Genomic DNA, 20,885 nt, shown 5'->3' with positions numbered 1-20,885 from the left:
CCGGTCGGCCGAGCCCCTAAGGTGTCCGCATGCCGAGCGTCCTGGTCGTGGAAGACGACCCCAGCATCCGCCAGTCACTGATCGAGGTCCTGACGGAACACGGGTATGCCGTACGCAGCGCCGCCGACGGGTTCGGCGCGCTGCGCGAGGTCACCCAGACGCCGGTCGACGCCGTGGTCCTCGACCTCGGGCTGCCCGATCTGGACGGAGGGGACGCCCTGCGCATGATCCGGGGCATATCCTCCGTGCCCGTACTGGTGGCCACGGCACGTGACGACGAGTCGGAGATCATCAAGATCCTCAACGCGGGCGCGGACGACTACCTGGTCAAGCCCTTCTCCGGCGGTCAGCTCGTCGCTCGCCTGTCCGCCGTCCTGCGGCGCACCAGCCACGTCCCGCCCGCCGGGGCCACCGCCGCGGGGGCACCGGTCGCGGCGGCGGCCGAGCCCTTGCGGGCCACCGTCGTGGGCGAGCTGGCGGTGGACCCGGGTGCGCGCACCGCGTACCTGGCCGGGCGGGAGCTGCGCCTCACCCGCCGGGAGTTCGACCTGCTGGCCTTCCTCGCCCACCACTCGGGGCAGGTCGTCTCCAAGCGACGGCTGCTGACCGAGGTCTGGCGGGAGCCGTACGTGGACGACCAGACCGTCGACGTGCACCTGTCCTCGCTGCGGCGCAAGCTCGGCGAACGCGCCGCCGCCCCGCGCTATCTGCTGACCGTCCGCGGCGTCGGCATCAAACTGGTGGCCCCGCGGTGAGGCGCTCCCTGGCCGGAGTGGCCCTCGCCGTGACCTCCATGGTCGCCCTCTCCTTCCTCATACCGCTGGCCGCGCTGGTGCTGTCGCTGGTCAAGGAGCAGGGCGTCAACGCGGCCGAACAGCGCGCCGCCGCCCTGGCGCCCGTCCTCACCCTCACCACGGACCCGAACGCGCTGCGGGAGTCCGCGGCGAGCCTTGACGCGGCCGACCACCTGGTCGTGCACCTGCCGGGCTCCGGAGCCCTCGGCACCTCGAAGGCGCCCGCCGCACTGCTGCAACGGGCCCAGCAGGGGCGCGAGTCCATCTCCCAGGAAATCCCCACCGGCTGGATCTGCCTCCAGCCGGTGGTGCTCCCCGGCGACCGGGTCGCCGTCATCGAGAACTTCGTCCCCGAGGCGGAACTGACCCGCGGGGTCAAGGAATCGTGGGCGGTGATGTTCTTCCTCGCGGTGGGGCTGGTCGGCGGTTCCGTCCTGGTCGCCGACCGCCTCGGCGCCAAGGTCGTCCGGTCCTCGAAGCGGCTGGCGCAGGCGTCGCACGCGCTGGGCCGGGGCGATCTGGACACCCGCGTGGACCCCATGGGCCCCAAGGAGCTGCGGGACGCGGGCCTCGCCTTCAACGCGATGGCGCACCGCATGACGGAGCTGCTCGCGGTCGAACGCGAACTCGTCGCCGACCTGTCCCACCGGTTGCGGACCCCGCTGACCGCACTGCACCTCGCGTCGGAACGGATGGCCGGCACACCGGAGTCGGCCAGGGTCGAGGCGGCGGTCGGCGAGCTGGAGACGGAGCTCCAGGCCATCATCGCCGCGGCGCGCACCCCGCTCGCCGTGGGCCCCATGGGCCAGGGCCTGCTCGGTACGGAACCCGCCGCGGGCCACACCACCGCCGGTGCGGGGGCCTCCGGTCCGCGCTGCGAGGCGGCCGACGTCGTAAGCCGCCGCACCGCCTTCTGGACGGTCCTCGCGGAACAGCAGAACCGGTCCTGCACCCTGGATCTGACGCAGGAGCCGACGACCGTCAGCCTCTCCGACGACGACATCGCCGCCGTGGTGGACGCGCTGATCGGCAACATCTTCCGGCACACCGCGCCGGGCACCCCTCTCGGCGTCCAGGTCGTGCGCACGGCCCAGGCGGTGGAGCTGGTCGTGGAGGACGGCGGTCCCGGCATCCCCGATCCGGACCGGGCCCTGTCCCGCGGGAGCAGCACCGGGTCCACCGGACTGGGTCTGGACATCGCGCAGCGTGCGGCGACCGCCACGGGCGGCTCGATGCGGATCGCCCGGGGCCCGCTGGGCGGCGCACGCATCACCGTGACGTTCGCGCTGGCCCCCTCGGCCCCGTCCGGCCGCAGACTGCGCCGCCCCCGTACGGCCTCCCGCCGCCGCCCGGCCTGGACGCGCGGCCGCTAGTCGGCCTGTGCGGCCTGTGCGGCCTTCGCCGCCTTGAGCTTGCGCCACACCCGGCCGAGGGCCTCAAGGTCATCGGTGTCGAGGCGGTCGGTGAAGACCGGCGCCAGGGCCGCGCGCCGCGTGGTGTCGGCGGCGGCGAAGAGGGCGCGTCCGGCCGGGTGAGGGCGACCTCCACCGAACGCGCGTCGCGCGCCGACGGCGTACGCGTCACCAGCCCGCGGTTCTGCAGGGCGTCCACCACCCGGGAGACCTGGCTGCGGCTGAGCAGGGTGCTGTTCCCGTTCACGGAGGGCGCGGCCCAGACCCCGGCCGGCGCGGCCGAGGCCGTCGTGGAGGCGCTGACCGCCGACCGTCCCGCCTTCCGCATCCAGACCTCCCCGTGGGCCCGCGACTTCACCGGGACCAAGCTGACGGACCAGGACGGCGCGGCCGTGCTCGGCATGACGGCCGCCTGGGTGGCCTGACGGAACGGGTCCGCGGGGCGGCGGGGCGGGGGCGGGCGGCCGACCTGCGCACCGCGCGCCGTGGGGTCAGCATGGGAGGAGGCCGGACGGAACGCCGACCGGCCGGCGGAGCGCCGCGCGGCGGCGCGTCCCCGTCGGGAGGTGACCCGCGCCCATGGACGAGTCGCGCAAGGCCTGGATCACGATCGGCATCGTCGTCACGGTCATCCTCCTGAACCTGGCGGCCATCATCCTGATGAACACGGTCGGCCTGTGACCCTCTGACGACGCCCGGCCGAGGACCGGCCCGCCCCCTGCACACGGGGGGCGGGCCTTTCGCGCGTACGGGGATCCGTTCCCGGCCGCCCGGCGCCGGAACGCTGCCGGCCGACCGGCGCGGCGCCATTTCTGACATATCATCAACTCTCCTGCTCTGAGGGGCAGTTCGAGCACGCGCGGATGCAGCAGAAGCTGCGCGGCCCCTTGCCGTGCCGAGCCGGTTCGCGAATGATGCTCCGGGTGTCCCGGTCGACGGTGCCCTTCATCGGCCCGCGACCCCCGAACCCGACCGGCCAGGAGGCCCGTTGTGCGGACCGACCGTCACGTCCGGAGATCCCTCGTCGTCGTCGGCGCCGCCCTCGCGCTCGTCATCGGCGTCCCCCAGGTGGCCTTCGCGGCTCCGCCCCCGGCGCTGCCCGGCCAGGCAGAGGCGATCGAGCGGACCTTCCAGCCCGCCTACGACTACGACACCGACGGCTGCTACCCGACACCCGCCATCGGTCCCACCGGGGAAGTGAACGGCGGGCTCAAGCCCACCGGGGCGCTCAACGGCAACTGCCGGGACGCCTCGGACCTCGCCAACACCAACGGGTACTCGCGCTGGAAGTGCAACAACGGCTGGTGCGCCGTGCTCTACGCGCTCTACTTCGAGAAGGACCAGGCGATCCCCGGCATCAGCCTCGGGGGCCACCGCCACGACTGGGAGCACGTGGTGGTGTGGATCCAGGGCGACGAGGCGAAGTACGTCGCCACGTCCGCTCACGGCGACTTCGCGGTCCACGCGCGCGACCGGATCCGCTGGGACGGCACCCACCCCAAGATCGTCTATCACAAGGACGGCATCGGCACGCACTGCTTCCGTGCGGCGAACACCAACGACGAACCGCCGGAGAACCACCGCGGCACCTGGCAGTACCCCACGCTGGTCGGCTGGTCGGGATACCCGGCGACGCTCCGGGACAAGCTCAGCCAGGCCGACTTCGGCAGCGCGCACTTCGGCCTGAAGGACGCCTCCTTCGCCTCCCACCTGGCGAAGGCCAAACCGGCGGGCATCCCCTTCGACCCGTACGTGTAGCGGCGACCGACACCTGGAGCGGCCGGCCGTCCCCGCACGGGGCGGCCGGTCGTCACCGCACGGGGCGGCCGGTCGTCACCGCACGGGGCGGCCGGCCTCCGGAATCCTCGCTCCCCGGGACGGCCGTATGATCGCGGGACGCGTCGGCCCCGGCCGTCACCCCGACGAGACAGGCGAGGACGTGCCCGTGCACAGGACCGTCACCGAACTCGCGGACGGCCGCGAGCTCATCTACTACGACAGCGGCCCCGGCCGGGACCGCGGTGCCGAGGACCGGCGCCCGCCGGACCGGGTCGAGAGCGCCCCGGAGCTGCGCCGGGACCCGACCACCGGCGACTGGGTCACCATCGCCGCGCACCGGCAGTCCCGTACCCACCACCCGCCGGCGGACGCCTGCCCGCTCTGCCCGTCGCGGGACGGCCGGACCGGCGAGATCCCGGCCGACGACTACGAGGTGGCCGTCTTCGAGAACCGCTTCCCGTCCCTGGCCGGCGAGGCCGGCCGCTGCGAGGTGGTGTGCTTCACCCCGGAGCACGACGCGGCGTTCGCCGGTCTCGGCCCGCAGCGGGCCCGGCTGGTCCTGGACGCCTGGACCGACCGCACCGCCGAACTGTCCGCCCGCCCCGGCGTGCGACAGGTGTACTGCTTCGAGAACCGCGGCGCGGAGATCGGCGTGACGCTGGCCCACCCGCACGGCCAGATCTACGCCTTCTCCACCGTCACCCCGCGCACCGCCAAGCACATCGCCGCCGCGGCCGCGCACCGCACCCGCACCGGGCGCAACCTCTTCGAGGACGTCCTCGAAGAGGCCCGCGGGGCCACCGAACGCGTGGTCCTCACCGGGGAGCACTGGACGGCCTTCGTCCCGTACGCCGCGCGCTGGCCGTACGAGGTCCACCTGTACCCGCACCGCCGGGTCCCCGACCTGACCCGGCTCGGTGAGGCGGAGCGCGCCGAGTTCCCCGGCCTGTACCTGGACCTGCTGCGCCGCTTCGACCGGCTCTTCGGGCGGGCGGAGCCCACCCCCTACATCGCGGCCTGGCACCAGGCGCCGCTCGCCGGGGGTGAGGAACTCGCCCTGCACCTGGAGCTGTTCACGATCCGGCGGACCGCCGACAAGCTCAAGTACACGGCCGGGACCGAAGCCGGCATGGACGCCTTCATGAACGACGTCGCACCCGAGGCGGCGGCCCGGCGGCTGCGGGAGGCCGCGTGAGCGGCGCCACGGCCGAAGCCGCCACCGTACGCCGGGAGTTCGCGCGGATCCACGGCCGCGCGCCCGACGGGGTCTGGGCGGCCCCGGGCCGGGTCAACCTGATCGGCGAACACACCGACTACAACGACGGCTTCGCCCTGCCGATGGCGTTGCCGCAGACCACCGTGCTGGCCGCCCGCCGCCGCGAGGACGGGCTGCTGCGCCTGCACAGCGCCCGGGGCGACGGCGTGATCGTCGAGCTCGCGGTGGCGGATCTCGCCCCCGGCGCGGTCACCGGCTGGGCCCGCTACCCCGCGGGGGTGGTCTGGGCGCTGCGGGACCGGGGTCTGCCCGTCGGCGGCGCCGACGTGCACCTGGACAGCACGGTGCCCATCGGCGCCGGTCTGTCCTCCTCCGCGGCCCTGGAGTGCGCGGTGGCCGTCGCGTACGACGAGCTGTACGCGCTGCGGCTGTCACGGCCGGAGCTGGCGCGCGTGGCGCAGTACGCCGAGAACGCCTTCGCGGGCGTGCCCTGCGGGGTCATGGACCAGATGGCGTCGGTCTGCTGCGCCGAGGGCGCCGCCCTGCACCTCGACAGCCGCAGCCTGGAGGTCCGGCAGGTCCCCTTCGACCTCACCGGGCACGGGCTGCGCCTGCTGGTGCTGGACACCGGTGTCGCGCACGACCTCGCCGACGGGGCGTACGCGGCGCTGCGCGCGGGGTGCGAGCGGGCGGCGGGGCTGCTGGGCGTGCCCGCCCTGCGGGACCTCTCGGAGGCGGAGCTGGCGGGCGCCCTCGCGGAGCTGCCCGGCGGGCTGGCGCCGCTGGTACGGCACGTGGTCACCGAGAACGCCCGCGTGGGCCGGGCCGTCGCCGCTCTGGCGGCGGGCGAGCCGGACGCGCTGGGGCCGCTGCTGACGGCGGGGCACGCTTCCCTCCGGGACGACTACCGGGTCTCCTGCCCGGAGACGGACCTGGCCGTGGCGGCCGCGGTGGCCGCCGGTGCCCTGGGCGCCCGGATGACCGGGGGCGGTTTCGGCGGCTCCGTGATCGCGCTGGTCCCGGCCGCGGCGGCCGGGAGCGTGGCGCGGGCCGTGGCGGACGCCTTCGCGGCGGCGGGCTTCGGAGCACCGGCCGTGCTGGAGGCCGTTGCGTCGGCGGGGGCCCGTCGCATCGGCTGACCGACGCGATGTCGTCGGCGTCCCGGGGAGGGTGCCGCTCGGGGGGTGAGGAGCACGAGGGCCGGGCTGCCGGGCGTCCGGTGGGGGGATCGCGGCGAGGGCGTCCGGTGCGGGGGATCGCGGCGAGGCGTCCGCGACCGCGGCTCCCCGCAGGGAGGTGGCCGTGGCCGGTGCCCATCGCCGCACCGGCGCCGTCCCGGATGACGGGGACCAGCCCGGTCGGGCCGGGGCCGGGTCGTACGGTTCCCGTCACGGGGACGTGCGGCAGCGGGCCGAGGGCCCGGCCGCAGAGGACCGCGATCAGCGGCCCGAGCAGGGTGTGGGCGGCGGCCGGGTACGGGTTCCCGGGCAGCCCCACGACCCAGCAGCCGGAGGAGAGTTCGGCGAGCAGCATCGGGCGGCCGGGGCGGCAGGAGACCGTGTCGGGGACCATCCGGGCCCCGGGCTCGACCGGCAGGCGGTTCCTGGCCCGAGCCGTCGCGCGCGGGCTGCCGCAGCGGGCCGTCAGCGACGGCCGAGGCGGTCGTCCCCGTCCTTCTCGGCCGCGACGGCGCAGGCGGAGAGCAGGGTCGCACCGGCCAGGCCGCCCCAGAGGGCGGTCGGGCCGTGGGGTGCGAGAGCGGTGATGACCGCCGGGGAGACGGCGAGGCCGAAGCCCGTGGAGAGCTCGAAGCGGGCGAGTACGCGGCCGAGCGCGTGGGCCGGGGCCAGGGCGGTGACCAGCGCCACGGCACTGCCGGCGTAGACGATCTCCCCGAGGGTGCAGACGACCGACACCGCGGCGACGGCCGGGGCGCCCCAGCCGCCGCCCAGTGAGGTCGCCGCGAGGAAGCCGAGGTAGGACACGGCGAGGAGCACGCCGGCGAGGGCCAGCACGGTGCGCCGGGGGAACCGCGACATCAGGACGGTGACCGGCACCTGCAGGGTGACGACGAGCACCGTGTTGGCGACGAAGACGGCCGCGGGCCACACCGGGGAGGCGTGCAACTGCGTCACCAGCACCAGGGGGAGCGCGATCTCGGGGACGTTCAGGCAGAAGACGTAGACCACGTTGGCCGCGAGCAGTCCGCGCATCCGGGGTGCGGGCCCCGCGTCCCCGTCCCCCGCCGGGGTGACGGCCGGACGCGCCCGCAGGCGCACCGACCATGCCAGGGCCGCCGCGGTGAGGTAGGCGATCCCGGTGGCGACGGCCATCGCCCGCAGGGCCGGGGCACCGCCCGCCAGGCAGGCGGTGGCGAGGAGCGCGCCCATGCCCAGGCCCGCGTTGCGCAGGGCGCGGCCCGCTGCGAGGGCGGTGTCGCGTTCCCGGCCGTGGGCGACCGTGGCCACGAGGGCCGCGTGGGCGGCGGGCCAGGCCTGGTTGCCGACGCCCAGCAGGAGCGCCGCCGCTGCGAACGGCCCCACGTGCCCGGCGGGGGTGGCCAGCAGCAGGGTCACCCCCAGCGCCCGCACCAGCATCGACGCCGCCACGACCGTGCTGCGTGCGCCCCGGTCCAGCCATCGGCCCACCGCGGGCATGCACACCAGCCCGACGACGATGCCGGCCGTCATGGCGATGCCGGTGGCGGGTGCGGACAGCTGCAGCACCATCACCCCGTAGAGCAGCAGGAACGGCCGCAGCAGGCCGGTGCCGAGCGCGTCCACGACGAGGGCGACGGCGTAGCGGGGACCGCCCGAGGCGCGGACGAGGGCGCGGGGCCGGATCTTGGTGATGGTTTCCATGGCGTCACCGTGTGGTCGACCGCCGGGCCGGGCACGTGGGTTGACGGACATCGTCAACCTGGTGACGTCGCGGGCGGCCCGGTCGGGGATGCTTGGGCGGGTGACGTTGAGAATCGACATCGGCGGCCTGCCGTCCGGACGGCTGCGATTCGCCGCCTCCCCGCTGGCCGAACTGACCGCGATGCTGCATGTACTGGCCGAGCCGGGGCACCATCCACAGTTCGCCGGCCGGGCGCGGGAGGTCTGGGCCGGGATGCCGCCGGAGCTGGCCGAGCGCCTGCACGAGGCGGATTTCCTCTGGCGTTCCTCACAGGCCGACTTCCTGCTCCCCGCCCGGCCCCGGCCGACCCTCGCGCAGGAGCTGGACGACGTGGACCGGATCGGCGACGAGAGGTACGTGACAGCGGCACTCGTCACCACATGCGGCAGCAACCGGGTCCGCTTCGGGGATCCATCGCCCCTGACGGACGCGGTCGCGCGGGAGCGCGCCCTGGACCTGGCGCAGGCCCGCGGCGTACGCCAGGAGGCCTTCGCGGCACGGCTGCTCGCCGACCCGGCCGCCGTGCGGGCGCGCGTGCGCGGCACCCTCGAACAGTGCGCCGAGGCCTTCTTCGACGCCGCCTGGGCGGACGTCGCCGTACGGCTCGCGACCGATCTGCGCGTGAAGAACGACCTGCTGCGGCGGCACGGCACGGGGGCGGCGCTGGCGGCGGTCTCCGGCGCGGTCTCGCTGTCACCGGACGGCGGACGCATCGTCGTGGACAAGCTGCCGGACACGGCGACCACCGCCCACGGCACCGGAGTCACCTTCATCCCCAGCGTCTTCGGCAGCCCGCACCTCGCGGTGGTGCACGCGCCCGGCTGGCAGCCGGTGGTGCAGTACCCGGTGGCCGAGGCCGGTCCGTCGGAGCCGGTGTCGCTGGAGACGGTCACCCTCCGGCTGGAGGCGCTCGCCCACCCGGTACGGCTGCGGCTGCTGCGCACCCTGGCCCGCGGCCCGCACACCACCCGCGAACTGGCCCACGCATGGGAGCTCTCGCCCCCGGAGGTGTCCCGTCACCTCGCCGTCCTGCGCCGGGCCGGCCTGCTCACGGCCCGCCGGCGCGGCCGGTACGTCCGCTACACCCTCAACCTGCCCGACCTCACGGCTCTGGGCGCCGACCTGCTGGCGGCCGTACTGCGCTGAGGCGAGCCGCGCCGAGGCGGCCTCGTCGGCGCGGGCGTCCGGCAGGTGGTGCGGGTCGCACGGCTCCTGCCGTCACGGCGGCCGGGCCGCCGGTGTCCTGTGCCCGGAAGCCGACAGCGAGAGAACGGGGAGCCCGTGCGGGGCACCGGCCGTCACTCCCCAAGCCGGGCCCCGAGTTCCTCCTTCAGCCGCTCCTCGAACCCGGGCTCCTCCACGGTCACGGCGGAGTGGCCCGTGTGGACGGCGCCGGAGTCCTGGGGCAGGAGCAGCACCGCGGGCCGGGGCGCGGTGGTGGCGGGGACGTCCGTCGAGGCCGCCAGCAGGCCGATGCCGATGCCCACCAGCAGCACCGAGGCTGCGGCCAGTACGACACCGCGGATCCAGGAATACTCGGGCACGACGCTTCTCCTGCTCTCCGGCTCTCCGTCCGGTCGAAAGGGCCTCCGGGGTTCTCCGCGCGAAGGTGTACCCCCACTGGACCCCGGCACGGGTGCGGGCGTCACGCCCCGTGAACGCGTGACTTGACACCCGTGACAGACCCTGCCAGCGCCCCGCCCGCCGCCGGGGCGCCCCGCCCGGCAGCACTGCGTTGGTGCTCCTTGCCGCGCCGGATGATGCTTGTCAGTGGGGCCCCTGGCCGTGCAGGTCCCGTGGGACGGCAGCGACGGATCGAGCGAGGGCGAGATGAGCGGCGATGGAGCAACTTCCCACCCCTCCCGGTGAGCGGCCGGAGCAGACCGATGCCTTCCAGCAACGCGCGTACACGGCGACGGCCGCCGTCGACGAGCGGGGCATCGTCATCGAGTGGGGCGAAGGCGCCACTCGGCTGCTCGGTTACGCGTCCACCGAGGTGGTGGGGCGGTCCGCCGCGTTCCTGCTGGCCGATCCCGTCGACGACGAGGCGCGCCGGATCCCGCCCGAGCAGGAGCGGTGGAGCGGCACCGTGGCGCTGCGGCACCAGGACGGCAGCCGCGTCGAGCAGTCGCTGCTCGCGCACCGCTGGACCTCCACCGGCGGCACCACCCGGTGGTACGTGGTGTCCGCGGTGCCGGGCGCGGAGGGCGGTGACGGCTCCTCGTGGGGCGATCCGCTGCACGCGTGGTCGTTCTCCCAGTCGCCGTGCTTTCTGGCGGTCTTCGACGCGGATCTGCGGCTGGTCCGGGCGAACGCGGGCATGGAACGCACGCTGTCCCTCACGGAGTCGGAGATGTTCGGGCTGCGCCTGCCGGAGATCGCCCCGGACCCGGTGAGCGAGGAGACCGAGCGCCGGATGCGGCTGGCGCTGGAGGCCGGCGAGCCGCAGCACATGGAGGCCTTCGTCCGTGCCACGGGCGTCAGCGCCGAGCACGGCTGGGCCACGGCGGTGGCCCCGCTGCGGGATCCGGACGGGGTGGTGCGCGCCGTGTGCCTCGCCGCGCACGACCGGACCGGGGCCGAGGTCGAGACGCAGCAGATGTTCGTGCCCGACGCCGCCGCGCGCATCGGCACCACCGGGGACAGCACGCGCACCGCACAGGAGCTCGCGGACGTGGCCGTCCCCGGGCTCGCCGATTTCGCCGTCGTCGACCTGCTCGATCCCCTTCCGCGCGGCCACGACCACTCCTCCGGCCCGCGGCCGGGGCCGCTCACCGTGTGCCGTACGGCGGTGCGCTCGGCCGTCGAGGGGAGCTCCGAGGGCCGGGTCGCGGTCGGCGAGACGGCCGTCTATCCGCCGCTGTCGCCCCCCGCCGAATGTCTGGCCTCGGGGAGTGGCGCCGTGTACGCGACGACCGCTCCGACGGTCGCCCAGTGGATGGCCCAGGACCCGGCGGCCGCCTGGCTCGGTGCGCACGGGACCCATTCGATGCTGGTGGTACCGCTGCACGCCGACGGCGTCAGCCTCGGCGTGGCCGTCTTCGGCCGCCGCCGGGGCAGGGAGCCGTTCCTGCCGGAGGACCTGGCGCTGGCCGAGGATCTCACGGGCCGGGCGGCCACGAGCATCCACGCCGCGCACCGGTCCGCCCGGGAGCACACCAGCACCATGACGCTGCAGCGCAGTCTGCTCCCGCAGACGCTGCCCGACCATCCGGCGCTGGAGACGGCCTCGCGCTACCTTCCGGCCGGCACCGAGGCGGGTGTGGGCGGCGACTGGTTCGATGTGATCCCGCTGTCGGGCGCGCGGGTGGCCCTGGTCGTGGGAGATGTCGTCGGCCACGGCATCCGGGCCTCGGCGACGATGGGGCGGCTGCGCACCGCGGTACGCACGCTGGCCGACGTCGACCTGCCGCCCGACGAGCTGCTGACCCATCTCGACGACCTGATCATCCACCTGTCCGCGGACGAGGGCGGCCGGGAGGCCGTCGACGAGAGTGCCGGGGGTATCGGTACGACCTGCCTGTACGTGGTCTACGACCCGGTCACCCGGCACTGCACGCTCGCCCGGGCCGGGCACCCGGCGCCGGCGGTGGTCTCCCCGGAGGGCTCCGTGTACCTCCTCGACGTCCCGGCCGGGCCGCCGCTGGGACTGGGGGGCCTGCCCTTCGAGACGCTGGACGTCGACCTTCCCGAGGGCAGCGTGCTGGCCCTCTACACCGACGGGCTGCTCCAGCCCCGCGAGCGGGACGTCGACGAGGCGCTGGACGCCATGTTCGCCGCGCTGGCCCAGCCCGCGTCCACGCTGGACACGGTCTGCGACCGCGTTCTGACGGCGCTGCTGACCCACCGCCCCGACGACGACGTGGCCCTGCTCGTTGCACGGACGCGGGCCCTGCACGCCGACAAGGTCGTCGTGTGGGACCTGGCCTCCGATCCCTCGGACGTCTCCCGGGCCCGTCGGCGGACCACCGACCAGCTGACGGAGTGGGGGCTGGAGGATGCCTCGTTCGTCACCGAGCTGCTGGTCAGCGAGCTGGTCACCAATGCCATCAGGTACGGCGAGCCACCCATCCAGCTGCGGCTGATCCACGAGAAGGACACTCTGATCTGCGAGGTGTCCGACGCGAGCAGCACCGCCCCGCACATGCGGCGGGCCCGGACCTTCGACGAGGGCGGTCGGGGCCTGCTGCTGGTGGCCCAGCTCGCCCAGCGGTGGGGCACCCGCCACGCACCCGTCGGCAAGACGATCTGGGCCGAGCAGTCGCTCCTGGGGTTCTGAGGGCTCCGGTCGGCGCGTACGGGTCGCGCAGACGTCTCTATCCCCGGCCGGCCGGGGTGCGGAAGACCGGCAGGGCCCACTCCGGCGGCTCCAGTGGCGCCGCGGTCTCCTGCCGCAGACGTCGGGGCCGCTGCTCCGTCGGGGGGCCCTTCTCGGTGGCGCGCCGCAGGGCCGCCACGAACTCCAGGCAGGATCCGTACCGGTCCTCGGGCACCTTCGCCAGGGCCTTCGCGAAGACCTTGTCGGCGGCGGGTGCCATGTCGGGCCGCCGCTCGGTCAGCGGGGGCGGCGGGTCGTACTGGTGCGCCCACAGCAGGGCCGCGTCCTCCTCGCGCACGAACGGCGGTCCGCCGGCGAGGCTCTCGTAGACGACGCAGGCCAGGCTGTAGAGGTCGCACCTGCCGTCCACCGGTCTGCCGGAGATCTGCTCGGGCGCCATGTAGTCCAGCGTGCCGACGAACTCCCCCGCCGTGGTGAAACCGCTCAGCGACAGGGACTTCTTCGTCAGCCCGAAGTCCGTGAGGTAGATGTGCTCCGGGTGGTCGCGGTCGGGCCCGGCCGCGACCAGGATGTTGCCGGGCTTGACGTCCCGGTGCACCAGTTCGTGGTCGTGGGCGGCGTCCAGGGCGGACGCCACCTGGGCGGCGATCCGCAGGGCGGTCGGCACCGGCAGCGGGCCCTCCCGGTCCAGCAGTCCTCGCAGGTCCAGCCCGGGTACGTACCGCATGGCGATGTAGAGGACGCCGTCCGTCTCGCCCGCCTCGAAGATCGGCACGATGTGCGGGTGCTCGATCGAGGCGGCCACCCTGGACTCGTGGGTGAAGCGGCGCCGGAAGGTGTCGTCGCGGGCCCGCTCGGGGGCGATCAGCTTGATCGCGACCGTGCGGTCCAGGCGCAGGTCCTTGGCGCAGTAGACGACGGCCATGCCACCCCGGCCGATCATGCGCTCGATCTTGTAGCCCGCGATCTGCTTCCCGACCAGCCCGGAGGGCCGGCCCGTGTACTGACTCAGGTCCGCGCCCATCCGGCGCCCCCTTCCTCAGCAGGAATTCTACCGAGGGGGCTCTCCGCACGCTTCCTCTACCACATCCGGGGCGGTGGCGGGAGGGAGCGGAGCACCACCATTCACGGGTCTGCGGGTCGGCGCCGGGATGGGGGGTGCGGGCGGGGAATATGCGCGGTCGGTGCCCATGTGCGGGCCGCGTGGATGGCGTTGAGTCGGAGGTGCCGATCGGCCGGCGCCAGTCCAGATCCAGCCGCGCGTCCCGCGCATTCGACCTTCTAGGAGGTGAACCGGGTGAGCGTACTCAAGCCCCAGAACACGGAGGCCCGCAGGACGCCGCGCGGCCCGGGATACCTGAACTGACCCGACGGATCCGGTCGGGGGCGCTCCCCCGTGCCCCCCGACCGGATCCCGTCGTTCCCGCCCGCCGTTCCCGCCCGCCGCTGCCGGCGGCCCGTCGCACGATGACAGAGGCTGACAGCTGAGATGCGCAACGAACGATGGGTCCACCGCTCCCTCTTCACGTGGCACGACACGTTGTTCTTTGACCCGCTCGACGTCTTCCACGAGCCTGACGCGGACCACTTCCTCGCCGGGTTCGACGCGGGGACGCGGGCGCGGTTCGTCCGCGAGGGCATCCGGTGGAGTCATCGGCACGACCCCGCACCGCCCGAGCGGGGCCCGCTGATCCACGTCACGGCCGGCCGCCGGAACGTACGCGAGGTCGCCACCTCGGTGATCCGGCACCTGACGGACCGCGGCACCGACTTCGAGATCGCTCTCGATCCCACCGTCTTCGCGATGTGCGGCGACGGCCGGCTCGCCACCGTGTACCCGCAGGACGAAGCGGAGTTCAGGAGCGGCCTGGCCGGCCTGGCCCGCCTGCTGGAGGGCGTGGAGGGCGTGCGCCTCCTGTCGGACGTGCGCCACCGGGGCGGCGGCGCCCTGTCCTTCCACCACGGCGCGTTCGGCGAGGTCCGTACCGTTGACGCCCTCGGGCGCCGGCTGCCGCCCGCCCCCGGTGGGGATCCCCGCGTGGCGGCGGCGATGGCGGACGTCATCCTCCCGGTCACCGCGATGTCGCACCTGCGCGAGGACGTCCTGGACCTGTACCGGGGCTTCATCACGGAGGGTCTGGGCTGGCCGGAACGGGTGCACGGGCTGCTCGTGGACCTGGCCCGGGACCGGATCGGCCTCGACGGCCTGCTCGACGCCCTCGCGGACGAGGCGGAGTTGCTCCGCCGGGTGGTGCCTGCGGTGCCGCGCCCGGGACCGTCGGAAGGGCCCGACGGGGCGGAGGCCGCGGTGGCCACGAAGGCGGCCGAGGCGGCGGTGGCCGCCTTCGTCGAGGCCGCCGCCGACACCGGCCGGGACACCCTCTTCCCCGTGGACCCGTTCGCGCACGTCACCAACCCGCTGAGTCTCGGGTCCGGCGCGAGCGGCGTCCTGTGGGCGCTGCACGCGTGCGGCGTGCCTGTCCGGCCGGAGTGGCGGGACTGGCTGGGCGCCGCGCTGGCGGGGATCGACCCGGCGCACTATCCGGACGGACTCATGAACGGTCTGGCCGGCATCGCCTGGGCGGCGGACTCCCTCGGGTTCGGGACCCTGGCCGGGCACCTGCTCGACCGGGCCAACGGGCGGGTCACGGAGCAGGGCGACCCCTCCTTCCACCACGGCCTCGCCGGGGTGGGCATGACGAACCTGCGCTTCTTCCTGCGCGGCCACGACCCGCGCCGCCTCGCCGCGGCGCAGGGCTGCGCCCGGGCGCTGCACGACACGGCACGGCGCGACGGCGGCCGGGCGTACTGGCCGGACGGGGCCCCGGCGCGGGAACCGCGGTCCGGGCTGGGATCCGGGCCGGCCGGTGTCGCCGTGTTCCTGCTGCGGATGCACCAGATCTCGGGGGAGGAGCGCCATCTGTCCCTCGGACGGGAGGCGCTCGCCTGGGAGACGGCCCGGTTGACCACCGCCGGCGACGGCGGGGGCCCGGATCCGTACGTGGAGTCGGGTGCGGCGGGCCTGGCGAAGGTGCTGCTGCGCTACGGGGACCTGGCCGCGGCCCGCACCGTCCTGCGCGGCCTGGATCTGCGGTACGCGGCGGGGCCGGGCTACGCCTCCGGGATGTGCGGGGTCGCCGACACGCTGCTGGACGCGGCCGACTTCACCGGCGACGCCGCCTACCTCGGCACGGCGCTGCGGCAGCTCGACTTCGTCAGGCAGGTCTTCCTCTTCGAGCCCTCCGCGCGCTTCGGTCTGCGCAGCCCGGACGGGCACCCCTTGCTGGGGGTGCCCGGTGAGGGTCTGCTGCGCTGTTCCACCGACTACCTGACGGGCTCGGCGGGTGTGCTGCGGTTGCTCCACCGGGTCAACTCCGGGGGCACGGCCGACTTCCTGCTGGACGAGGTGGGGCCGCCCCAGGTCCTGTCGTCACCGTAGCGCCGCGGGGCGGGCGGGTCTTCGCGGACACGGCCCGGGTCCTGTCGGTCAGGCCGGCGCGGCGAGGTCGCGGGCGGCGAGGTCGCGGGCGGCGGTGGCGAAGGCCCTGCGGTTCGGGTGGCCGGTCTTGTGCAGGACGTTCGCCACGTGCTTCTCGACCGTGCGGGGCGAGATGTGCAGCCGCCCGGCGATGTCCTTGTTGCTGATGCGTTCCGCGACCAGACGGGCCACTTCGAATTCGCGGACGGTGATGCCGGACCTGCGCAGGTGCGCCGGTACCTGCTCGGTGCCCGTGCGCCGTTGCCGGACGGGGGCGCCCATGCCCCGCAGCTGGGCCCGGCTTGCGGCGGCGACCGGGTGGAGGCCGGTGCCGTGGAAGTACTCCTCGGCTTCGCGCAGCCACTCGACCGGCGTGCCCCAGCCATCCTCGTACGCCGGCCCGGCCACCAGCCGCAGGCACAGCCGGCGGGCCAGGGGGTACGGGCCGGCCGCGGCCAGTGCCCGGTCCGCGGCGGCCGTCGCCCGCTCGTGGTGCCCCTCGCGGCCGAGCAGCACGGCGTGGGCGAGGCCCGCGAACTGGCGGTTCCAGCGGGTGCCTTCGGCGCCGGCCTCGGCGATGCCCGCGCAGTGCCCGCGGCCCAGGCGTCCGGCCAGGACGCCGAGCAGCAGGGCGAGGCCGTGCCGGCCGAAGTCCTCGGCGGCGGGGTTCTCGGTGTCGTGGGCGAGTGCCTGGGCGAGTTCCTGTTCGGCGGCGTCGCGTCGTTCCTCCAGCAGGGAGCAGAAGGCCCGGGCGAGACCGTACGCCATGGGGCGCAGGCCGGGTGCGGCGTCGAGGTGCGGCTCCAGTCGTTCCAGCGCCGCGCGCATCTCGGTGCGGCGTCCCTGGTGGGCGTACCGTACGGCGTCGGCGAGCCGGAGCATGGCGAGGGGCCGGCCCAGTCCCAGCCGGGAGGCCTCGGCCGTGCCTTCGATGATCGCGTCGCGGGCGTCGTCGTAGGCGCCCCGCCGGATCCGCTCGATGGCGAGGGCGAAGCCGGCCTCGTGCGCCAGCGGCAGCAGGCCCCTGCGGTGTGCCTCCTGCCGGGCCTGCTCCAGGCGGCCCGGCAGGTCCTCGTGTGCGGCCTCGGTGATGGCCAGCTGCACCTCGGCGGCCGTGCGCGGTACGGGGAGCCGGTGGGCGAGGGCGATCTCGCGGGCCCGCTTGAAGTGGGCCGTCGCCGCGGGCTCGTCCTGCCTCCGGGCGAGCCGGCCGAGCAGCAGCAGGGCTTCGCAGGCGGTGTCCGGCCGGTCGTCGTCGCGGGCGGCGTCCACGGCCCGGCGGGCGAGGCGGGCGGCGGTGTGCAACCGGTCCGGGGCGGCCCGGCCCAGCTCGGTGTGGGCCGCGGCGAGGTCCACGCGGGCGGTGTCGCCGTCGGCGGGGCGGCCGGGGAGCAGCGCGCGGGCGGTGTCGAGGTGGCGCAGGGCTTCGGCGGGGCGGCCGGCCAGGGTGGCGATGCCGCTGAGCCGGGCGTGGATCCCGGCCCGTCGTGCGGAGGGTACGGCGTGGCCGGCGGCGGGCGGGGTGGGCAGCCGGTCGAGGCGGCCCGAGCGGGTGGCGGCGTCGAGCAGCAGTTCCAGCACCGTGGCGTGCAGTTCGGGTGCGGCGCCGGGTTCGAGGAGGGGGTGGGCCCGGGTGAGCAGGTCCAGGGCCCGTTCCAGGGCGCCCTCGTCCATCGCCTGCTGCGCCGCCTCGCAGTACAGGCGGACGGCTTCGCGGGTTTCGCCGGCGTGCTCGTGCAGTCGGGCGGCGTGTGCGCGCCAGGCTCCGGGCAGTCCCGGGTGGAGCCGGGCGAGTGCGTGCGCCGCGCGTCGGGCGTGGCGGGCGCGTTGGCCCGGTCCGAGGTCGGTCAGGAGCGCCTCGGCGGCCAGCGGGTAGTGGAAGGCGTACCACTGGGTGCCGGGCCCGTCCGGGGTGATCAGGCAGGAGGCGAGGGCGGCGCGCAGGACCTCGGACAGTGCCGTGGGGTCGGTGCCGAGGGCGTGCTCCAGCACGGGCAGGGGGAAGCGTCGGCCGAACAGGGCGGCCGTGCCCAGGAATTCCATGCCGAGCGGCCCGAGCGGGGCGGTGCGGCGCCGGACGTCGTCGGCGACGGTGGCGGGTACGGGCGGGGTCCGGTCGCCGTGGTGGACGGGGTGGTCGGCGTGGTCGTGGACGAGTTCCTTGACCACGAACGGGATGCCGGCGCCGTCGGTCGCCGCGCGGTGCAGGAGCTCGGGACAGACCTCGGCCGGTGCGGCGCCCAGCTCGGCCGCGACGAGAAGGCGTACGTCGGAGTGGCTTAGGGGGGTCAGGTCGAGGATCTGCGCCGCTTCCCGCTGGCGGGCGCGCCGGGCGAGCTCGGCCGCCGCGCGGGGGGCGTGCCCGGCGACGAGCAGGAGCAGGGCCGGCTGTTGTCCGATGTTGTCGAGGAGGTAGTCGACGACGGCCAGGGTGCCGGCGTCGGCGTCGTGCAGGTCGTCGAGGACGAGCAGGCAGCCCCGCTGCCGGCCGACGGCGGTGAGCAGGCGCAGCATCGTTTCGGCGACGGTGATGTGCGAGGTGTCGCGGCCTGCGGTGTCCGGGGTGTCGCTGAGCAGGCGGGTCATGACGGGGCCGTAGCCGTCCAGTTCCTCCGGGGCGGGCAGCAGGCCGGCGCGGGCGAGCAGAAGCAGCGCCTCGACGAGGGGCCGGTAGGGGACGGTCGGGCCGACCGTGCTGGCCCGCCCGCGTACGGTGATCATGTCCGCCGAGGTGGCCGCGGCGAGGGCCGCGGTGGCGAGCCGGGTCTTGCCGACGCCGGGCTCGCCGGTGACGAAGAGGGCTCCGCCCTGCCCGGACCGGGCCGCGGCGAGCGCGGCCGTGATCCGGCCCATCTCGGCACCGCGTCCGACGAGGCGTCCCCGCCCCCGGTGGGGGCCGCAGAGGTGTCCCGTGGCGGTGCGGTGTTCGGCAGGCCGTGCAGGCCGTGCCGGCCAGAGTGCGGTCACCGGCTCGTCCCCTTCCCGGCGGGCCGTCCGGGGCACCGCCGGGTCGACGGTACGGGGCCCGGGGCTGCCCCCTGTAGCCGTCCGTTTGGGGGGCTTGCGGCAGGGGTCACCCTCCGTCGAGGCTGTCCTCGCGTACGCGGAGGGCGAGGTCGAGCTTGGTGTAGGTGGGGCGGCCGGCCTGCTGGTACTTGGCCTTGACGCGGTCGAGGTAGTCCTTGGCCGTGTGGACGGTGATGCCCGCGCGCCGGGCGGCGGACTTGAGGGTCATGCCGGAGGCGTAGTCGAGCAGGATCTGCCGTTCCCGGGGCGAGAGCCGGGGGCGGGCGGGGTTGTCGTCGTAGGCGCAGGCGAAGGCGAGTTCCATGGAGTGGGCTCCGCGGCCCTCCGCGAGGTCCTTGACGGCGGCGACCAGGGTCGGCAGGTCGTGGTCCTTGGTGAGGTATCCGTCGGCGCCGGCCCGGATCGCCTCGATGATCCGGGAGCGGTCCGGCACGGTGCTGATCATGAGGACGCGGCTGCCGGTGCGCAGGAGCCTGCGGATGTTGTCGGCGGGGTCCGAGCCGTCCCGCAGGACGAGGTCGAGGAGGATGACGTCGGCCGGGGGGCCGTCCGTCCCGTCGGGGCCGTGCGGGCGGTACGGGCCGGGGCCGCACACGGGATCGGCGAGGAGTTCGGCGACGGTGGCGGCGGTCGCCACGAGCCGCAGGTCGGGTACGTCGCCGAGCCAGGCGCGCAGTCCGTCGCGCAGCATCCGGTCGTCGTCGACCACCGCGACCGTGATCACCCGGGCCATCTCAGCTCCACCCGTACTCCCTCGCCGGGGGCGGTGTCCACGGTCGCGCGGCCGCCGGCCTCGGTCATCCGGCCGTGGACCGAGCCGCGCAGGCCGAGGCCCGCCTCGCATCGCTCCGGGTCGAAGCCCGGGCCCCGGTCGACGACGGTGACGACGGCTCCGCCGCTGCCGTCCGGGTCGCCGGTGGCGGTGAGGTAGGCGTGGCCGGTGCCGGCATGCCGCCGTACGTTGTTGAGGGCCTCCCGGACGGCGTGGCCCAGTGCGGCGGCGACCTGCGGCGGCACCTGCGGCAGGGCGTGGTACTGGGTGGTGACCCGCAGGCCGAGGCTCTCCACGGATCCGACGGCCTCCTCCAGGGCGGCGCCGATCTCCCGGTGGGGGACCTCGTCGGCGGTCTGCTGGATCAGGCGGCGCAGGTAGGCGGCCTCGCGGGCACAACGCTGGCGGACCTCGGGGGTGTTGGCGTCGACGGCGCCGGCCGCCAGGGTGGTCAGTGTGGCGAGGACGGTGTCGTGGAGGGCCCGGTGGTGTTCGAGGCGTTCGGCGTAGCGCGCCTTGTGCGCCTCGGCGGCCAGGGCGCGGGCGTTGGCCTCGTCGAGGAGACGGCCCTGGCGCAGCAGGTACCAGCGGAAGACCCAGGTCATCACGGCGGACGACACCAGCGAATTGAGGTGGCCGACGACGACGGCGGTGGTCGCGCCCACGGCCTGGTAGCCGATGAAGTGGGTGACGACGAGCAGCGCGACCGCGACGACGGCGTGCAGGCGGTCGAGGGTGATGGCCGCGGCGGCGCTGGCCGATCCTCCGAGGAGCATCGCCCAGGCGATGGTGGGGGGTTCGCGCACGCCTCCCCAGGCGCACAGGGCCAGGGGCAGGACGCAGCCGGTGACGAGGATGTCGGCCCAGATGTGCCGGGGGTCGAACCAGCCGCGACGCAGAGCCGTTCCGTAGGTCAGCACGCTCAGTCCCAGGGCGGCGGCGAAACCCAGGTGTTGCAGGGGCAGGTGCCAGGGACGGTGGGCGACGGCCATGACGGCGACCGTGAGGTGGCTGCCCCGGTAGAGCAGGGTGGCCATGATCAGGAACGACTGTGCCCGGTGCGTCCCGGACCGGACGGAGGTCCTTCCGCGCAGCGCTCGTATGCGGCGTATCTGTAAGGACTGCAACGCCAGGACCACTCCTCCCCAAGCCGTGGGCGCCGGGGGCTCGGGGCGTACCGAGGGGGACGGATGCGCCGCGAGACCCGCGATTGCCGGTGACACCAGG

16 protein-coding genes are annotated in these 20,885 nt (G+C 75.0%); 9 read left to right on the top strand and 7 right to left on the bottom strand.

Going from position 1 to position 20,885, the window contains the following annotated elements:
- Positions 1-29 precede the first annotated feature (29 nt).
- Together ACIPXC_RS26760 and ACIPXC_RS26755 are read left to right on the top strand one after the other, a co-directional pair.
- Positions 30-755, top strand: coding sequence for a response regulator transcription factor (locus ACIPXC_RS26760; protein ID WP_401623186.1), 726 nt, complete (start codon positions 30-32; stop codon positions 753-755).
- Entirely contained in the window at positions 752-2,167 is a 1,416-nt protein-coding gene (locus ACIPXC_RS26755; RefSeq protein WP_401623183.1) for an ATP-binding protein, read from the top strand. Before ACIPXC_RS26760 ends, ACIPXC_RS26755 begins: the two co-directional genes overlap by 4 nt.
- Here the strand turns inward: ACIPXC_RS26755 and ACIPXC_RS26750 are convergent.
- Complete coding sequence (locus tag ACIPXC_RS26750; protein WP_401623281.1) at positions 2,064-2,405, bottom strand: hypothetical protein; 342 nt, start codon at positions 2,403-2,405, stop codon at positions 2,064-2,066. The genes ACIPXC_RS26755 and ACIPXC_RS26750 overlap by 104 nt on opposite strands.
- Between ACIPXC_RS26750 and ACIPXC_RS26745 the strand changes: the two genes are divergently transcribed.
- The 4 genes from ACIPXC_RS26745 (at position 2,326) to galK (ending at position 6,340) form a co-directional block, all read left to right on the top strand.
- Positions 2,326-2,631 carry a hypothetical protein gene (locus tag ACIPXC_RS26745; RefSeq protein WP_401623296.1) on the top strand — a complete coding sequence of 102 codons (306 nt, stop codon included), beginning with the start codon at positions 2,326-2,328 and terminating at the stop codon, positions 2,629-2,631. The two genes, ACIPXC_RS26750 and ACIPXC_RS26745, sit on opposite strands and share 80 nt — an antisense overlap.
- 565 nt (positions 2,632-3,196) lie before the next feature.
- Positions 3,197-3,964 (top strand): NPP1 family protein, encoded by a 768-nt coding sequence (locus tag ACIPXC_RS26740; protein WP_401623180.1) that lies wholly within the window; start codon positions 3,197-3,199, stop codon positions 3,962-3,964.
- A gap of 127 nt (positions 3,965-4,091) precedes the next feature.
- Entirely contained in the window at positions 4,092-5,180 is a 1,089-nt protein-coding gene (gene galT / locus ACIPXC_RS26735) for a galactose-1-phosphate uridylyltransferase (protein WP_401623177.1), read from the top strand.
- Complete coding sequence (gene galK / locus ACIPXC_RS26730; protein ID WP_401623174.1) at positions 5,177-6,340, top strand: galactokinase; 1,164 nt, start codon at positions 5,177-5,179, stop codon at positions 6,338-6,340. Before galT ends, galK begins: the two co-directional genes overlap by 4 nt.
- Positions 6,341-6,844: 504 nt before the next feature.
- Here galK and ACIPXC_RS26725 read toward each other — a convergent pair.
- Positions 6,845-8,062 (bottom strand): MFS transporter, encoded by a 1,218-nt coding sequence (locus tag ACIPXC_RS26725; RefSeq protein WP_401623171.1) that lies wholly within the window; start codon positions 8,060-8,062, stop codon positions 6,845-6,847.
- A gap of 100 nt (positions 8,063-8,162) precedes the next feature.
- On the opposite strand from ACIPXC_RS26725, the gene ACIPXC_RS26720 reads away from it, so the two are divergent.
- On the top strand, positions 8,163-9,248 hold the full coding sequence (locus ACIPXC_RS26720; protein WP_401623168.1) for a DUF5937 family protein: 1,086 nt from the start codon (positions 8,163-8,165) through the stop codon (positions 9,246-9,248).
- A 152-nt stretch (positions 9,249-9,400) separates the two neighbouring features.
- Here the strand turns inward: ACIPXC_RS26720 and ACIPXC_RS26715 are convergent, their stop codons facing one another.
- Positions 9,401-9,646 (bottom strand): hypothetical protein, encoded by a 246-nt coding sequence (locus ACIPXC_RS26715; protein ID WP_401623165.1) that lies wholly within the window; start codon positions 9,644-9,646, stop codon positions 9,401-9,403.
- A 296-nt stretch (positions 9,647-9,942) separates the two neighbouring features.
- On the opposite strand from ACIPXC_RS26715, the gene ACIPXC_RS26710 reads away from it, so the two are divergent.
- Entirely contained in the window at positions 9,943-12,381 is a 2,439-nt protein-coding gene (locus ACIPXC_RS26710; protein ID WP_401623162.1) for a SpoIIE family protein phosphatase, read from the top strand.
- Between the two features lie 37 nt (positions 12,382-12,418).
- On the opposite strand, the gene ACIPXC_RS26705 is transcribed toward ACIPXC_RS26710, so the two are convergent.
- Positions 12,419-13,405, bottom strand: a complete 987-nt coding sequence (locus tag ACIPXC_RS26705; protein WP_401623159.1) for a serine/threonine-protein kinase — start codon at positions 13,403-13,405, stop codon at positions 12,419-12,421.
- A gap of 465 nt (positions 13,406-13,870) precedes the next feature.
- On the opposite strand from ACIPXC_RS26705, the gene ACIPXC_RS26700 reads away from it, so the two are divergent.
- Complete coding sequence (locus ACIPXC_RS26700) at positions 13,871-15,820, top strand: lanthionine synthetase C family protein (RefSeq protein ID WP_401623156.1); 1,950 nt, start codon at positions 13,871-13,873, stop codon at positions 15,818-15,820.
- A gap of 48 nt (positions 15,821-15,868) precedes the next feature.
- On the opposite strand, the gene ACIPXC_RS26695 is transcribed toward ACIPXC_RS26700, so the two are convergent.
- The 3 genes from ACIPXC_RS26695 to ACIPXC_RS26685 form a co-directional block, all read right to left on the bottom strand.
- The gene (locus ACIPXC_RS26695; protein ID WP_401623153.1) at positions 15,869-18,826 is read right to left on the bottom strand and encodes a helix-turn-helix transcriptional regulator; all 2,958 of its coding nucleotides are present in this window, start codon (positions 18,824-18,826) and stop codon (positions 15,869-15,871) included.
- A gap of 106 nt (positions 18,827-18,932) precedes the next feature.
- Positions 18,933-19,619: a DNA-binding response regulator gene (locus ACIPXC_RS26690; RefSeq protein WP_401623150.1), complete on the bottom strand. Its 687-nt coding sequence runs from the start codon at positions 19,617-19,619 to the stop codon at positions 18,933-18,935.
- On the bottom strand, positions 19,607-20,695 hold the full coding sequence (locus tag ACIPXC_RS26685) for a sensor histidine kinase (RefSeq protein ID WP_401623146.1): 1,089 nt from the start codon (positions 20,693-20,695) through the stop codon (positions 19,607-19,609). Before ACIPXC_RS26685 ends, ACIPXC_RS26690 begins: the two co-directional genes overlap by 13 nt.
- Between the last annotated feature and the right edge of the window lie 190 nt (positions 20,696-20,885).

The sequence above is a fragment of the Streptomyces sp. NPDC090021 genome (genome assembly GCF_044748225.1).
Taxonomy (GTDB): domain Bacteria; phylum Actinomycetota; class Actinomycetes; order Streptomycetales; family Streptomycetaceae; genus Streptomyces.
This window is presented reverse-complemented; position numbering and strand designations above follow the sequence as displayed.

Excerpts from the sequence above, each read along its gene's own strand:
- ACIPXC_RS26760 (WP_401623186.1), top strand. The coding sequence starts at position 30 with ATGCCGAGCGTCCTGGTCGTGGAAGACGACCCCAGCATCCGCCAGTCA.
- galT (WP_401623177.1), top strand. The coding sequence starts at position 4,092 with ATGATCGCGGGACGCGTCGGCCCCGGCCGTCACCCCGACGAGACAGGC.
- ACIPXC_RS26725 (WP_401623171.1), bottom strand. The coding sequence starts at position 8,062 with ATGGAAACCATCACCAAGATCCGGCCCCGCGCCCTCGTCCGCGCCTCG.
- ACIPXC_RS26710 (WP_401623162.1), top strand. The coding sequence starts at position 9,943 with ATGGAGCAACTTCCCACCCCTCCCGGTGAGCGGCCGGAGCAGACCGAT.
- ACIPXC_RS26705 (WP_401623159.1), bottom strand. The coding sequence starts at position 13,405 with ATGGGCGCGGACCTGAGTCAGTACACGGGCCGGCCCTCCGGGCTGGTC.
- ACIPXC_RS26700 (WP_401623156.1), top strand. The coding sequence starts at position 13,871 with ATGCGCAACGAACGATGGGTCCACCGCTCCCTCTTCACGTGGCACGAC.
- ACIPXC_RS26690 (WP_401623150.1), bottom strand. The coding sequence starts at position 19,619 with ATGGCCCGGGTGATCACGGTCGCGGTGGTCGACGACGACCGGATGCTG.
- ACIPXC_RS26685 (WP_401623146.1), bottom strand. The coding sequence starts at position 20,695 with ATGGCCACCCTGCTCTACCGGGGCAGCCACCTCACGGTCGCCGTCATG.